This window comes from Pseudarthrobacter siccitolerans, from assembly GCF_001046895.1.
GTDB classification, from domain to species: Bacteria; Actinomycetota; Actinomycetes; order Actinomycetales; family Micrococcaceae; genus Arthrobacter; species Arthrobacter siccitolerans.
On the sequence record NZ_CAQI01000036.1, the window covers coordinates 34,886 to 47,757 of the forward strand.

The 12,872-nt window shown below is 66.4% G+C and carries 13 protein-coding genes; 10 read left to right on the forward strand and 3 right to left on the reverse strand.

What is annotated here, in order from left to right; translation table 11 throughout:
• Positions 1-38: 38 nt before the first annotated feature.
• Together ARTSIC4J27_RS06580 and ARTSIC4J27_RS06585 are read left to right on the forward strand one after the other, a co-directional pair.
• Complete coding sequence (locus tag ARTSIC4J27_RS06580) at positions 39-1,043, forward strand: LysR substrate-binding domain-containing protein (protein ID WP_050054415.1); 1,005 nt, start codon at positions 39-41, stop codon at positions 1,041-1,043.
• A 16-nt stretch (positions 1,044-1,059) separates the two neighbouring features.
• Complete coding sequence (locus ARTSIC4J27_RS06585; RefSeq protein WP_050054416.1) at positions 1,060-2,007, forward strand: N-acetylglucosamine kinase; 948 nt, start codon at positions 1,060-1,062, stop codon at positions 2,005-2,007.
• 4 nt (positions 2,008-2,011) lie between these two features.
• Here ARTSIC4J27_RS06585 and ARTSIC4J27_RS06590 read toward each other — a convergent pair whose 3' ends face one another.
• Entirely contained in the window at positions 2,012-3,025 is a 1,014-nt protein-coding gene (locus tag ARTSIC4J27_RS06590; protein WP_050054417.1) for a pirin family protein, read from the reverse strand.
• A 249-nt stretch (positions 3,026-3,274) separates the two neighbouring features.
• Here ARTSIC4J27_RS06590 and ARTSIC4J27_RS06595 point away from each other — a divergent pair, with 249 nt between their 5' ends.
• The 6 genes from ARTSIC4J27_RS06595 (at position 3,275) to ARTSIC4J27_RS06620 (ending at position 9,104) form a co-directional block, all read left to right on the forward strand.
• Complete coding sequence (locus ARTSIC4J27_RS06595; RefSeq protein ID WP_050054418.1) at positions 3,275-4,372, forward strand: ABC transporter ATP-binding protein; 1,098 nt, start codon at positions 3,275-3,277, stop codon at positions 4,370-4,372.
• A complete protein-coding gene (locus tag ARTSIC4J27_RS06600) occupies positions 4,372-5,100 on the forward strand; it encodes an ABC transporter permease (protein WP_050054419.1) in 729 nt (242 codons plus the stop codon). Before ARTSIC4J27_RS06595 ends, ARTSIC4J27_RS06600 begins: the two co-directional genes overlap by 1 nt.
• Positions 5,097-5,843: an ABC transporter permease gene (locus ARTSIC4J27_RS06605; protein WP_050054420.1), complete on the forward strand. Its 747-nt coding sequence runs from the start codon at positions 5,097-5,099 to the stop codon at positions 5,841-5,843. The genes ARTSIC4J27_RS06600 and ARTSIC4J27_RS06605 overlap by 4 nt, the downstream gene beginning before the upstream one ends.
• Positions 5,840-6,802, forward strand: a complete 963-nt coding sequence (locus ARTSIC4J27_RS06610; protein WP_050054421.1) for an ABC transporter substrate-binding protein — start codon at positions 5,840-5,842, stop codon at positions 6,800-6,802. Before ARTSIC4J27_RS06605 ends, ARTSIC4J27_RS06610 begins: the two co-directional genes overlap by 4 nt.
• A 172-nt stretch (positions 6,803-6,974) precedes the next feature.
• The gene (locus ARTSIC4J27_RS06615; protein WP_050054422.1) at positions 6,975-8,195 is read left to right on the forward strand and encodes a pyridoxal phosphate-dependent aminotransferase; all 1,221 of its coding nucleotides are present in this window, start codon (positions 6,975-6,977) and stop codon (positions 8,193-8,195) included.
• 54 nt (positions 8,196-8,249) lie between these two features.
• Positions 8,250-9,104, forward strand: coding sequence for a PPK2 family polyphosphate kinase (locus ARTSIC4J27_RS06620; RefSeq protein ID WP_050054423.1), 855 nt, complete (start codon positions 8,250-8,252; stop codon positions 9,102-9,104).
• Positions 9,105-9,138: 34 nt separating this feature from the next.
• Here the strand turns inward: ARTSIC4J27_RS06620 and ARTSIC4J27_RS06625 are convergent, their stop codons facing one another.
• Positions 9,139-9,357 carry an exodeoxyribonuclease VII small subunit gene (locus tag ARTSIC4J27_RS06625; RefSeq protein ID WP_050054424.1) on the reverse strand — a complete coding sequence of 73 codons (219 nt, stop codon included), beginning with the start codon at positions 9,355-9,357 and terminating at the stop codon, positions 9,139-9,141.
• The gene (xseA, locus tag ARTSIC4J27_RS06630) at positions 9,350-10,708 is read right to left on the reverse strand and encodes an exodeoxyribonuclease VII large subunit (protein WP_050054425.1); all 1,359 of its coding nucleotides are present in this window, start codon (positions 10,706-10,708) and stop codon (positions 9,350-9,352) included. Before xseA ends, ARTSIC4J27_RS06625 begins: the two co-directional genes overlap by 8 nt.
• A 163-nt stretch (positions 10,709-10,871) precedes the next feature.
• Between xseA and ARTSIC4J27_RS06635 the strand changes: the two genes are divergently transcribed.
• A complete protein-coding gene (locus ARTSIC4J27_RS06635) occupies positions 10,872-11,723 on the forward strand; it encodes a hypothetical protein (protein WP_050054426.1) in 852 nt (283 codons plus the stop codon).
• A 9-nt stretch (positions 11,724-11,732) separates the two neighbouring features.
• On the forward strand, positions 11,733-12,812 hold the full coding sequence (locus ARTSIC4J27_RS06640) for a 4-hydroxy-3-methylbut-2-enyl diphosphate reductase (protein WP_050054427.1): 1,080 nt from the start codon (positions 11,733-11,735) through the stop codon (positions 12,810-12,812).
• Positions 12,813-12,872 lie beyond the last annotated feature (60 nt).

Below are 12,872 nucleotides of genomic sequence, written 5' to 3' on the forward strand. Positions count from 1 at the left end.
CAATTTAACCGGCGTGGACCGGTGCACAGGAGACCCCCATGGAGCCCGACCATAAGCAGCTGGTGCAGCTTCTTCCGCTCCTTCCATTGCTGTCCGAGCTGGGCCGGACACAGCATGTCACCGAGACGGCTGAACTCCTGGGAGTACCCCAGTCCACAGTGAGCAGGGCACTGTCCCGCGCCAGCGCCGTCGTGGGAACAGAACTCCTGGTCAAGGACGGCAGGGGAGTGCGGCTCACTCCGGCTGCCCGCTCCCTCTTGCCCTACATCGAGCGGGCACTGGCAGAGTTCCAGGCCGGGCTTGACCTGGTCCGCAGTGAATCGGATGTGGTCCGCGGCAGGATCCCGGTGTCCTTCCAGCACACGTTCGGTGAGTCCACCCTTCCACTGCTTATCAGCGCATTCCGCAGCCGCCATCCCGGCGCGGTCTTCACACTGACCCAGGGAGCCCGCGATACCTGCCTGGCCCAGCTTGCCGCCGGTGAATCCGACCTGGCACTGACAGCGCCGGTCGCCGCCGGGGGACGGAACCTGTTGTCCGCGCTGCTGTACCGGGAGCCCCTGCGCCTGGTGGTGCATCATTCGCACGCGCTCGCCGGCCGCAAGCTGGCCTCGGTGACCGATATCCGTTCCGAACAGTTCGTGGCGCTCGGTCCCGGCTACGGGATGCGCTCACTCACGGATGCGCTGTTCCGGGAGGCGGGGTACCGGCCCCGGATCGCTTTTGAAAGCCAGGACACCCATACGGTCAGGGGACTCGTCTCGGCCGGACTCGGCGTCAGCATCCTGCCGCCAGGTGACGACGCGCCCGGGCGGAACGTCAGCGCGGACACAGGCGATCTGGGCTGGGTGGAGGTGCCCCTTGATTCAGCCCTGGCCTTCCGCGAGGTGGGCCTCAGCTGGCGGCAGCGCACCCCGGGCCTGGAACCCGTTGCCGTCCGGCTGTTCCGTGAAATGGTCGTAGCCGAGGGGCCGGAACTGCTGGCCGGGCTGGTACGGCGCCGGTCCCGGCTGCCCGCGCCGGACTCTCCACGGCGCCCCTGACCAGTAATCTTGTGACGTGACGAACACCGAGAAGCACAGCGCCCTGCCCGCCGATGCCCTGACCCCGCCCCTTAATGCGCCCCGCGGCGTGGTCATCGGGCTGGATATCGGCGGGACCAAGACGCACGGCATCCGGTTCGAGGACGGAATCCCGGTGGCGGATGAATCGGCGGGCAGTTCGAACGTTCAAAACGTCACCCGCGATGAGGCGGCGCGCAACCTGGCCAGCCTGTTTGAGCGGATCGGCGGCGCAGGGGTGTCCCACGTCTACGCCGGCTCCGGCGGCATCGATACGGAGGAGGACGCGGCGGCCCTCGCTGCGCTGATTGAACCGCATGTGCCAGGCGCGCAGATCACGGTGGTGCATGATTCCCGGCTGCTGCTCGCTGCCGGCCATGCCGCCACCGGTGTGGCTGTGATTGCCGGTACCGGGTCAGCGGCGTGGGGCAGGAACGCCGACGACGGCGAGGCCCGGGCAGGCGGCTGGGGATACCTTCTGGGGGACGAAGGCAGCGGCTACTGGCTGGGGCGCGAAACGGTGCGGCACAGCCTGCGGCGGATGAACCAGGGACTTCCGGTTGACCAGCTCAGCGCCGCCCTGCTGCAGTCCTGCGGCGTGGACGATCCCAACCTGCTGATTGCGCTGTTCCATTCCCCGCAGACCGGCCGCCGCTTCTGGGCCCAGCAGGCCCGGCATGTGGTGGAAGCGGCAGCGGCGGGCCATGCAGAAAGCCAGGGCATGCTGGAACAAGCAGGCAAGGACCTCGCCGCGCTGGCACTGCAGGTGCTCCGGCAACTGGGCATCCACGGCCCGGTGATCCTGGGCGGCGGGCTGGGCATGAACGTGCCACCCCTGCAGGATGCTTTCCGCCGGCACCTGGCGGAAGCCGGAGTGACTGACGTCCGGGTCCTGGAGCGGGAACCGGTCTTCGGCGTGCTGCAGCTGCTGGCCGAACAGGCCTGAAGACCTACACAGCCCGCTTCCGCGGGGTGAGGCGTACGGCGGGCAGCGGCGGAGCAGGAATCCGGCCGGCCTCGGCGCCGGCGTCAGGGCCATGCCCGGGGACCAGCCCGTAACGTGCCGCCGCGGCCTTGCCGTTGGACATGGCGGCCTGGGCTTCCCACTCATCCCGCGCCTGCTCCACTTCCTCGTGCGTGCGGCCCACGAAGTTCCACCACATCAGCAGCTCTTCCTGGAGGGGCTCGCCGCCGATCAGGAGGAACCGCGTGCCCGGCAACGCCTCAACCCGCAGTTCCCGGCGGCCGATACCCAGGTAGCCCAGCGGTCCCGGCGGGATGTCCTGCCCGTCCACCGCCAGGCCGCCGTCGAGCACCAGGATGCCATGCTCAAAGTGCTCATTCAGCGGGAGCACAGCGCTGCCCCCGCAGGAGACATCCGCGCCCACGATGGGCGAGTACATCGTTGCCGGCGAGACCACACCGCCCAGTTCCCCCACCATCACTGTGGCGGTAAAGCCGTCGCCGGCCAGCCTGGGAAGGTCGCGGTGCTGCTCGAAGCCAGGCTGCCGGTGCCGTTGCCCATCCGGCAGGGCCACCCACAACTGGAGCCCCCGCTGCAGCGGCAGGCTGCCGTCGGGCGGAAGCACGGCAAACTCGGAATGGGACACCCCGTGCCCGGCCGTCATAATGTTCAGTTCGCCGGGACGGACCACCACGTCGCTTCCCACGCTGTCCCGGTGGCGGATGGTGCCGGCCAGCGGCCAAGTCACGGTCTGCAGCCCGATATGCGGATGCGGAAGCACCGACATGGCCGTGCGGTCCGGGCCGAAGCTGTCCAGGAAACACCACGCCCCGATGGTGGGCAGACTGCGCTGGGGCAGCGTCCGCTGCACGTTCATGGCCCGCACACCGCCCAGCGGCACTTCGCGTTCCGGCCACAACTGCAGGCAGGGGCCGGAATTCCCTTCGGGGCTCGCGGGCGGACAGACTTCCTGCTGGGGGGACACTTCCAAGTTGGTCACTTCCCCACTCTAGGCCGGGTTGGCATCCTGCGGTACGGCGGCCGGGCAGCGTGAACCACGTGTGATCCAATGTCGGCCCCATCCAGCCCCGCGTCGGCCCCGAATGATTACAGTAGGGATTCCTTTGCCGGAAATGGGGTGTGCTGCAGGTGTTGCCCGCTCCGGTTTGGGCTACCGTAACTATCAGCGTGCTGTGACAAATTTGCGTTGCTTTTCGAAGCCGTCCAACAGAACAGGTAAGCCCGCGCCATGGACCAGGCCATGATCGAGTTTCAGAGCGTCACCAAGCAATACCAGGGCGGGCAGCCGGCCGTGGACCGGCTCACCATGTCCATCAGCCAGGGTTCCATCACCGTGTTTGTGGGGCCTTCCGGCTGCGGAAAAACCACCTCACTGCGCATGATCAACCGGATGGTCGAGCCCACCTCGGGTGTCATCACCGTGGACGGCAAGGACGTCACCTCCGTGCCGGCGCCCGAACTGCGCCGCTCGATGGGCTACGTGATGCAGTCCTCCGGCCTCCTGCCGCACCGCTCGGTCCTGGACAACATTGCCACCGTGCCCAGGCTCAACGGAGTCCCGAAGTCCGAGGCCCGCAAACGCGCGCAGGAACTGCTCGACGTCGTAGGCCTCGCCAGCGCCCTGGGCAAGCGCTACCCCTCGCAGCTCTCCGGCGGCCAGCAGCAGCGCGTGGGTGTGGCCCGGGCCCTCGCCGCCGATCCGCCGGTCCTGCTGATGGACGAACCCTTCAGTGCGGTGGACCCGGTGGTCCGCGATGAACTTCAGCAGGAGCTCCTGCGGCTGCAGAAGGACCTGGCCAAGACCATCGTTTTTGTCACCCATGACATCGATGAGGCCACAGTGCTGGGCGACAAGGTGGCCGTCTTTGCCACCGGCGGAAAGCTGGCACAGTACGCCACGGCGGAGGAGATCCTGCGGGCGCCGGCGAACGATTTTGTGGCTTCCTTCGTGGGGCGGGACCGGGGCTTCCGCCACCTGGGATTCACACCGTCCGACGGCGTCGCCGTACACCAGGTGCCAACACTGGTCCGGGCCGCCGGCGGTTCCTTCGAGTCCGAACCGGGCGCCGGCTGGCAGCTCGTGGTGGATGAGGCAGGAAGGCCACTGGGTTGGACCGGGCCCGGCAACGGCACCGGCATCATTCCGGGCGGATCATTGTTCCGGCCGGGGGAGAGCCTGCGCCGCGCACTGGACGCTGCCCTGTCCTCGCCGTCGGGCCTGGGCGTTGCCGTGGACGCCGACGGCAGGGTGCTCGGCGTCGTCAGGGGCGGCGAAGTCCTCGCCCTCATCGAAGAGGCGCGCCAGGTCCGGCAGGCTGCGCTCTGATGGATTGGTTCCTGGCGAACAGCGGCATGGTGCTGGAGCGGGCCGGCCAGCATCTGGTGCTCGCACTGGTGCCCATGGTCCTGGGGCTGGTGATCTCCATCCCGCTTGCCCAGCTGGCCCGCCGCCATCAGGTGCTCCGCTCCGTGGTGCTCACGGCGTCCTCGCTGCTCTACACGATTCCCTCGCTGGCCCTCTTTATTATCCTGCCCACCATCCTCGGCACCCGGATCCTGGATCCGCTCAATGTGGTGGTGGCCCTGACCGTCTATGCGGTGGCCCTTCTTGTCCGCGCAGCCCTGGACGCCTTCGATTCGGTGGACAAGGACGTCAGCCAGGCCGCCGTCGCCATGGGCTACAAACCACTGGTCCGGTTCCTGCAGGTGGACCTGCCGCTGTCCCTGCCCGTGATGTTCGCCGGGCTGCGGGTGGTATCGGTCAGCAACATCTCGTTGGTCAGCGTGGCCGCACTGCTGGGTGTTGGCAACCTGGGCATGCTCTTCACCGACGGCCTGCAGCGGGACTTTGTGACCGAAGTGGTGGTGGGCATTGTGGCCATCCTGGTTCTGGCCCTGGTGATGGACGCCATCCTGGTGCTGCTCGAGCGGATCCTCACCCCGTGGGAACGGGCTGGCCGGCGGGGTAGGACGCAGGGTATCGACACCACAGCAGACGCAGCTGACGCGGCCCTGCGGCTGGCCGAGCCTAAGACCGGAGGCGGAAACGCATGAGCAACGTTTTCACGGACACCTTCGCCTGGCTGGCCGAACCCGCACACTGGGCCGGAAGCGCCGGTATTCCCGCGCGGCTGGCCGAACACCTCCAGTACACGGGCCTGGTGATGCTGATCGCTTCCGCCATCGCCATCCCGGTGGGGCTGTATGTGGGGCACACCGGCAGGGGCAGGGTGGCGGTGGTGGCCATAGCGGGTGCCCTGAGGGCCCTGCCCACCCTTGGCCTGCTCACGCTGTTTGTCCTGCTGGCCGGAATCGGGCTGATGCCGCCGGTGTGGGCCCTGGTGATCCTCACCGTGCCGCCCCTGCTGGCAGGCACCTACGCCGGGATCTCGAGCGTGGACCGCAACGTTGTGGATGCCGCCCGCGCTATGGGAATGACCGAGCTGCAGGTCCTGTTCCGGGCCGAACTGCCCAACGCGCTGACGGTGATGTTCGGCGGTTTCCGCACCGGCGTGCTGCAGGTGATTGCCACCGTCTCCGTGGTGGCGTACATCAACCTGGGCGGACTGGGCCGCTACCTCTTCGACGGGCTCATCCTGAGCGACTTCCCGCAGATGCTGGGCGGCTCGCTGCTCATCGCCGTGCTGGCCATCGCCGTCGACCTTGTCCTGTCCGTTGTCCAGAGGCTGTTCCTGACCCCAGGACCCTCTAAGCAGTCCCTCCGCGGCCAGCAGGCCGCGGTCGATCGCACAGACCCCGTCCCGGCGGAGGCTGTGGCACAAGGAGGTAAATCATGAAAGAAAGCCGACCCCAAGGCCTTGGCAGGCGCACGTTCGGCGGGCTGGCCGCTGGACTTGGCCTGGCCGTGGTGCTCTCCGCCTGCGGTGGATCGTCCGATCCACTGAGTAACGCCCCGGCCACCAGCGGCACCGCATCCGGAGGAGCCACCTCACTGGTGGTCGGGTCAGCCGATTTCCCGGAAAGCCAGATCATCGCCGAACTGTACGCCGGGGCGCTGAACGCCGCGGGCGTTACTGCAACCACCAAGCCGAACATCGGCTCCCGTGAGGTGTACTTCAAGGCGGTCCAGGACGGTTCGGTGGACGTGGTACCGGACTACACCGGCAACCTGCTGCTGCACGTGGACAAGGAAGCCACCGAGATCGCGGCGGACGAGATCGCCAAGGCCATCCCGGACAAGCTGCCCGACGGCCTTGCCGTGCTCGATGCAGCCAAGGCCGAAAACAAGGACGCCATGGTGGTCACCAAGGCCACGGCCGAAAAGTACCAGCTGAAGTCCATCGAGGACCTGGCAAAGGTCTGCAGCGAGATCGTAGTGGGCGCACCGGCCACCTTCGCCGAGCGCACCTACGGCCTGCCGGGCTTGAAAGAGAACTACAACTGCGAGCCCAAGAAGCTCGAACCCTTCAGCGACGGCGGCGGTCCGGTGACGCTCAAGGCCCTGCTCGAGGACCAGGTGCAGGTAGCGGACATCTACACCACCACACCCTCCATCGCCGACAACGACCTCGTGGTGCTGGAGGACCCGAAGAACAACTTCATCGCCCAGCAGGTCATCCCGCTCTACAACGAGGCCAAGATGACGGACAAGGCGAAGGAAGCCCTTAATTCCGTGTCCAGGATCCTCACCACCGATGACCTGATCAACCTCAACCGGGCCGTCAGCGGCAGCCAGAAACAGGGTGCCAAGGAAGCGGCCGAGGCCTGGCTCAAGGACAAGGGCATAGTTAAGTAGGAATACCCTGCATTGCCAGTACGACGGCGGCTGCCGGACTTGCGAAGTCCGGCAGCCGCCGTCGTACTGCTTTCCGGGAAGAACCGGGGCCCGCAGTGCCGCCGGACGCGGCACCGGCGTGTGTGGCTGAGGTCTCACCGGAAGTACATCCTCACTGTGGCATATTTGAGGAATGGCAGAATTCAAGCAGTCCACGAAGCTTCACAACGTCCTTTATGACATCCGTGGACCGATTCTCCAGGCCGCCCAGCAGATGGAGGCGGAGGGCCACCGGATCCTCAAGCTGAACATCGGCAACCCTGCTCCCTTCGGCTTCGAGGCGCCCGACGCCATTTTGGTGGACATGATCCGCCACCTCCCGCACGCCCAGGGCTACAGCGACTCCCGGGGCATCTTCTCCGCGCGTACCGCCGTCTCGCAGTACTACCAGACCCGCGGCATCCAGAACATCCACGTGGACGATATCTACCTGGGCAACGGCGTCAGCGAACTCATCACCATGTCCCTGATGGCGCTCCTCGACGACGGCGACGAAGTCCTTATCCCCACGCCGGACTACCCGCTGTGGACCGCGTCCGTGGCGCTCGCCAGCGGTAAGCCCGTGCACTATCTCTGCGACGAGGAATCCGGCTGGCAGCCTGACCTTGAGGACCTGGAAGCCAAGATCACCCCCCGCACCAAGGGGATCGTGGTCATCAACCCGAACAACCCCACCGGCGCTGTTTATCCGGAAGAGACGCTGCGGAAGATCGTGGCCCTTGCCGAGAAGCACGGCCTGGTGATCTTCGCCGACGAGATCTACGAAAAGATTCTCTACGAGGACGCCGTGCACGTGAACGTGGCCGGCCTCACCGGCGACCACGTCCTTTGCCTCACCTTCAGCGGCCTGTCCAAGGCATACCGCGTGTGCGGTTACCGCGCGGGCTGGATGGCCATTTCCGGACCGAAGAAGGACGCTGCCGACTACCTCGAGGGCATCAGCCTCCTGGCAAACATGAGGCTGTGCGCCAATGTCCCGGCCCAGCACGCCATCCAGACGGCGCTGGGCGGCTACCAGAGCATCAACGACCTGATCCTGCCGGGCGGGCGGTTGCTGGAGCAGCGCAACAAAGCCTACGACATGCTCAACGCCATCCCGGGCGTCAGCACCCAGCAGGCGAGAGGCGCGCTGTACCTCTTCCCGCGGCTGGACCCGGAGGTCTACCACATCAGGGACGACGAGAAGTTTGTCCTTGACCTCCTTCGGGAACAGAAGATCCTGGTGTCACACGGCCGCGCCTTCAACTGGGTGCGTCCGGACCACTTCCGCATGGTCACGCTGCCCAACGTCAAGGACATTGAAGAGGCAGTGGGGCGGATGGGGGACTTCCTAAGCAGGTATCAGGGGAACTAGCCTGTGGTTCACGGGCGCTTTTCGACCCGTGAACCTTCGCGGAAAGGATTCCCCATGGCCGGCGCAGTCCAGTTCGACAAGCACCCCTCAGAGACCCTTCGGGCAGGGGAGGGGTTCTCGCTCGCTGACGTGGATCCCGACGCCACTCCGGGCTACAGCGGAGGCAAAGAGGACGGCAAGGCGTTACTCGCCACCATGGATGACGAGCTTGCCGAACTGCAGGAAAAGCTGTTCGCCGAGGCCCGGTTCGGCGGCCGCAAGCGGATCCTGCTGATCCTCCAGGCCATGGACACCGCCGGCAAGGGCGGCATCGTCAAGCATGTTATGGCAGCCATGGATCCGCAGGGCGTCCAGTTCAAGGCGTTCAAGGCTCCCACCGACGAGGAGAAGTCCTACGATTTCCTCTGGCGGATCGAGAAGGAAGTGCCGGCCGCCGGCATGGTGGGAGTTTTTGACCGGTCCCACTACGAGGACGTGCTGATCCACCGGGTCCACGGCTGGGCCAGTCCTGACGAGATCAAGCGCCGGTACGTTGCCATCAACGAGTTCGAGGCCAGGCTCATCGACTCCGGGACCAAAGTGGTGAAGGTCATGCTCTACATCAGCGGGGAGGAACAAAAAGCCCGGCTGCTGGCCCGCCTCGACAATCCGGCGAAGCACTGGAAATACAACCGGGGCGACCTGGACGAACGGGCGTTCTGGGAGGACTACATGAATGCCTACCAGGCTGCCATCGATGAAACCAGCACTCCTGATGCGCCCTGGCACGTGGTCCCGGCCAACAAGAAGTGGTACGCGCGGATCGCCGTGCAGCGGCTGCTGCTGGGCGCCCTTGCCGGCCTGGACCTTGAGTGGCCCAAGGCCGAGTTCGACGTCAACACGGAGCGGGAGCTGATCCTCCGGTCCTGAGGTTTGCAGGCGTAGCCTTTCAGGCAGGCTGTTTCTACATGGGCTGGTCGCGGGCGGCGGCCAGCCGCTTTCGTGCACCTTCCAGCCATTCCTCGCAGCGCGTTGCCAGTGCCTCGCCCCGCTCCCACAATGCGAGGGATTCCTCCAGGCTCGCGCCTCCCGCTTCGAGCCTGCCCACCACGGCGATGAGCTGCTCGCGGGCTTCCTCATAGCTCAGCGCGGCGACGTCGTTTGCTGGCGTTGGCTCAGTCATGTGGTTCTCCGGTTTCCGGTTGATGCTGGTGAAGTGTTCCCGCGGGTTCAAGCGTCCCGGTGGACGTTGCGCCGAACCGGCCTTCCGCGACGCGGACGGATAAGGACGTCCCGGCGGGAGCCTCCGCCGGGCGGCGCACCACGGCGTGACCTGCGCTGTTGGCGCCCGCTGCCCGGGGATCGGCAAGTTCAACGACGGCGTATCCCCGGTCAAGGGTTTTCTGCGGTGACAGGGCGCGGACCTGGGCTTTGAGGTGCCCGAGTTGGTCCGCGGCACGGACCACTGTGGAACTCACCGCGGCGGAGGACCGGCGGAGCAGCCGTTCGATCTCTTCGGAACGGACAGTCACCAGTCCTTCCGGGGCGGCCAGTACCGGCCGTGAATGCAGGGACGCCAGGCGGTCTGCCTCCCTGTCCACCAGGCGCTCCATGCACCGGCGCAGCTGCTCCCTGGCCTGGCGCACGCCGGCCAGCTCCTCCGAAACTTCCGGCACGATCCGCTTGGCCGCGTCAGTGGGGGTGGAAGCGCGAAGGTCGGCGACGTCGTCGAGCAGCGGCCGGTCCGCCTCGTGGCCGATGGCGCTCACCACCGGAGTGGCCGCGGCAGCTACGGCGCGGACCAGTTCCTCGCTGTTGAACGGCAGGAGGTCTTCGAGGGCTCCACCGCCGCGGGCGATGACAATAACGTCCACTTCGGGGCGGGCGTCCAGCTCCCGCAGGGCACGCACCACCTGGGCTACGGCGGTATTCCCCTGGACGGCCACTTCCCGGATTTCGAACTCGACGGCGGGCCAGCGCAGGGCGGCGTTCCGGAGGATATCCTTTTTGGCGTCCGAGTCCCGTCCGGTGATGAGGCCGATGCGGTGGGGCAGCAGGGGCAACGCTTTCTTGCGTGAGTCGGCGAAGAGCCCCTCGGCCGAGAGCGCCTGGCGCAGCCGCTCGATCCTGGCGAGCAGGTCACCCAGGCCCACCGGACGGATGTCCCGGACCAGCATGTTGAGCCGTCCGGTCTTCAGCCAGAACTCAGGCTTCAGCAGGGCCACTACCCGGGACCCGCGTTCCAGGGGCAGGTTTTGGCGCTCCAGCACCTTGGTCCAGACGGAAGCGGGGAGGGACACTTCGGCGTCCACATCGCGCAGGGTGAGGTACGCGTTGCTGCCGCGCCGGTTCAGTTCAATAACCTGCCCTTCAACCCAGGCTGACGGCGTCCGGTCGATGTGGGCCTTCAGTTTCTGCGACAGCAGCTGGAGGGGCCACGGGTTGTCGGGGCTGGTTTCCGCTGCAGTCGCCGGAAGGGTGGTGGGCTCAGCCACTTGCTGGCCGGGCACGGGAAGCGAAGCCTGTTCAGACATGCGGGCTCCCTTGCGGGGCTGGAGCTGAGGGCATGGGGTCCTTCGTCTTGTTGTGCCGCGGTCATTCAACCATATCCATAAGCTCTACCATCCGGGACTGACAGTATCCGGCCACCATGCCCGCCTAGGATGGGTTGACCGCCGTCGACCCGAAGGATCTGCTGTGCGCACTTTTGTTTCCGCCCTCGCCACCCTGCTGGCCATACTGCTTGCCGCCGTGGCGGTCCCTGCCATCTGGCTCGACCGTAACATCGTCCAGGAGCAGGGTTTTGTCGAGCTGGCCGCTCCGCTGGGAACTGACGCGGAGTTCCAGCAGGGCCTCGCCGCGGCGGCGGTGGGAACAATCGATACCAGTGCTGTTCCCGGGTTCCTCGAGGACCTGGTGCGGCCTGCGCTTGAGGGCGCGGCCGGATCCATGACCGGCCTTCCCGGCTACCCGGCGGCTTGGGAAGAGACGCTGCGGAGAAGCCACCGCCTCAGTTTCGCGGCGCCGGAAGCAGAAGCCGGTGAAACGGCATCTGCCTCATCCCTGACCCTCGACGTGGCGCCGCTGGTGGCCCTGGGCGCTGAAGAGATTTCCCGCACCACCAGGCTTCCCCTCGACCCTCCGGACCAGACTCTGATCAATGTCGGACAGCCGGAGCAGAAGGAATGGACGGAACGCTTGCGCACCTACGCCCCGGCCGGCTACCTAATGGCCGGGGGAGCGGTGGTGGCCTTGCTTCTGGCCCTGGTGGCGGCCCGCCGGCGCTGGACCGTGCTCGTGGGCGCCGGGGCTGGTGCCCTGGTGCTGGCCGCCGTCTGGGCGGTGGGCTCGCAGCTGGCCTCGGCCGCCGTGCTGGCCAGGGACAGCGGAAGCGAGGTGGCCAACATGTTCAGGGATGCGTTCGTTGCCGCCGCCTCGGCCGACTTCCAGGGCTGGACAGTGGCCACGGCAATCACGGGCGGAGTACTGGTGCTGGTGGGGGTTGTGGCGGGGCTCATACCGCGAAGCCGGGCGCGGGCAAACCGGTAGCATGGAGTAATGACCCCCTCAGCTGTTTCCCTTTCGATGCCCACCATTCCGCGTAGGCGCCGCTCTCCTGAGGAAGTAGCTGCTGCAGCACCCGTATCCGGAACCAAGAAGGTGCTGCTCGCTGCTCCTCGTGGATACTGTGCCGGCGTGGACCGCGCCGTCATCGCGGTCGAGAAGGCCCTGGAACACTACGGCCCGCCGGTGTACGTGCGCAAGCAGATTGTGCACAACGTCCATGTGGTGAGCTCGCTCGAGGAAAAGGGTGCCATCTTCGTCGACGAAACGGACGAAGTGCCCGAAGGCGCCCTGGTGATTTTTTCAGCCCACGGTGTATCGCCTGCCGTGGTCCAGTCAGCCGAAGACCGCGGCCTGCGCACCATTGATGCCACCTGCCCGCTGGTCACGAAGGTGCACAAGGAAGCCGTCCGGTTCGCCAAGGACGACTTCGACATCCTGCTGATCGGCCACGACGGCCACGAAGAAGTTGAAGGCACTTCAGGCGAGGCTCCGGAACACATCCAGATCATCAATGGTCCGCACGAAGTGGACAAGGTGACAGTGCGGGACCCGGAGAAAGTCATCTGGCTTTCACAGACAACCCTGAGCGTTGACGAAACCATGGAGACCGTCCGGCTGCTGAAGGACCGGTTCCCCACCCTGCAGGATCCGCCCAGCGACGACATCTGCTACGCCACCACCAACCGCCAGGTGGCCATCAAAAAAATCTCGCCGCAGGCGGACCTGGTGATCGTGGTGGGCTCGGCCAACTCCTCGAACTCGGTGCGGCTGGTGGAGGTGGCCCTCGAATACGGGGCGAAGGCCTCCTACCGGGTCGATTTCGCCAATGAAGTCGATGAGTCCTGGTTTGAGGGCGTCGCAACCGTGGGCGTCACCTCCGGGGCCTCGGTTCCCGAGGTGCTGGTCCAGGACGTGCTGCGGCTCCTGGCAGACTACGGCTACGGCACCGTGGAGGAAGTGGTCACAGCCGAAGAGGACCTCCTTTTCTCACTGCCCAAGGAGCTCCGGGCCACGCTCAAGCAGGCCGGCGACGTCAGCCGCGCCCTGGGCGGCCGTAAATCCCGGAGCTGACACGGCAGCTGAACAAGTTGTAGGAGCGGGCCCGGCAGCTGTTGCTGCCGGGCCCGCTCC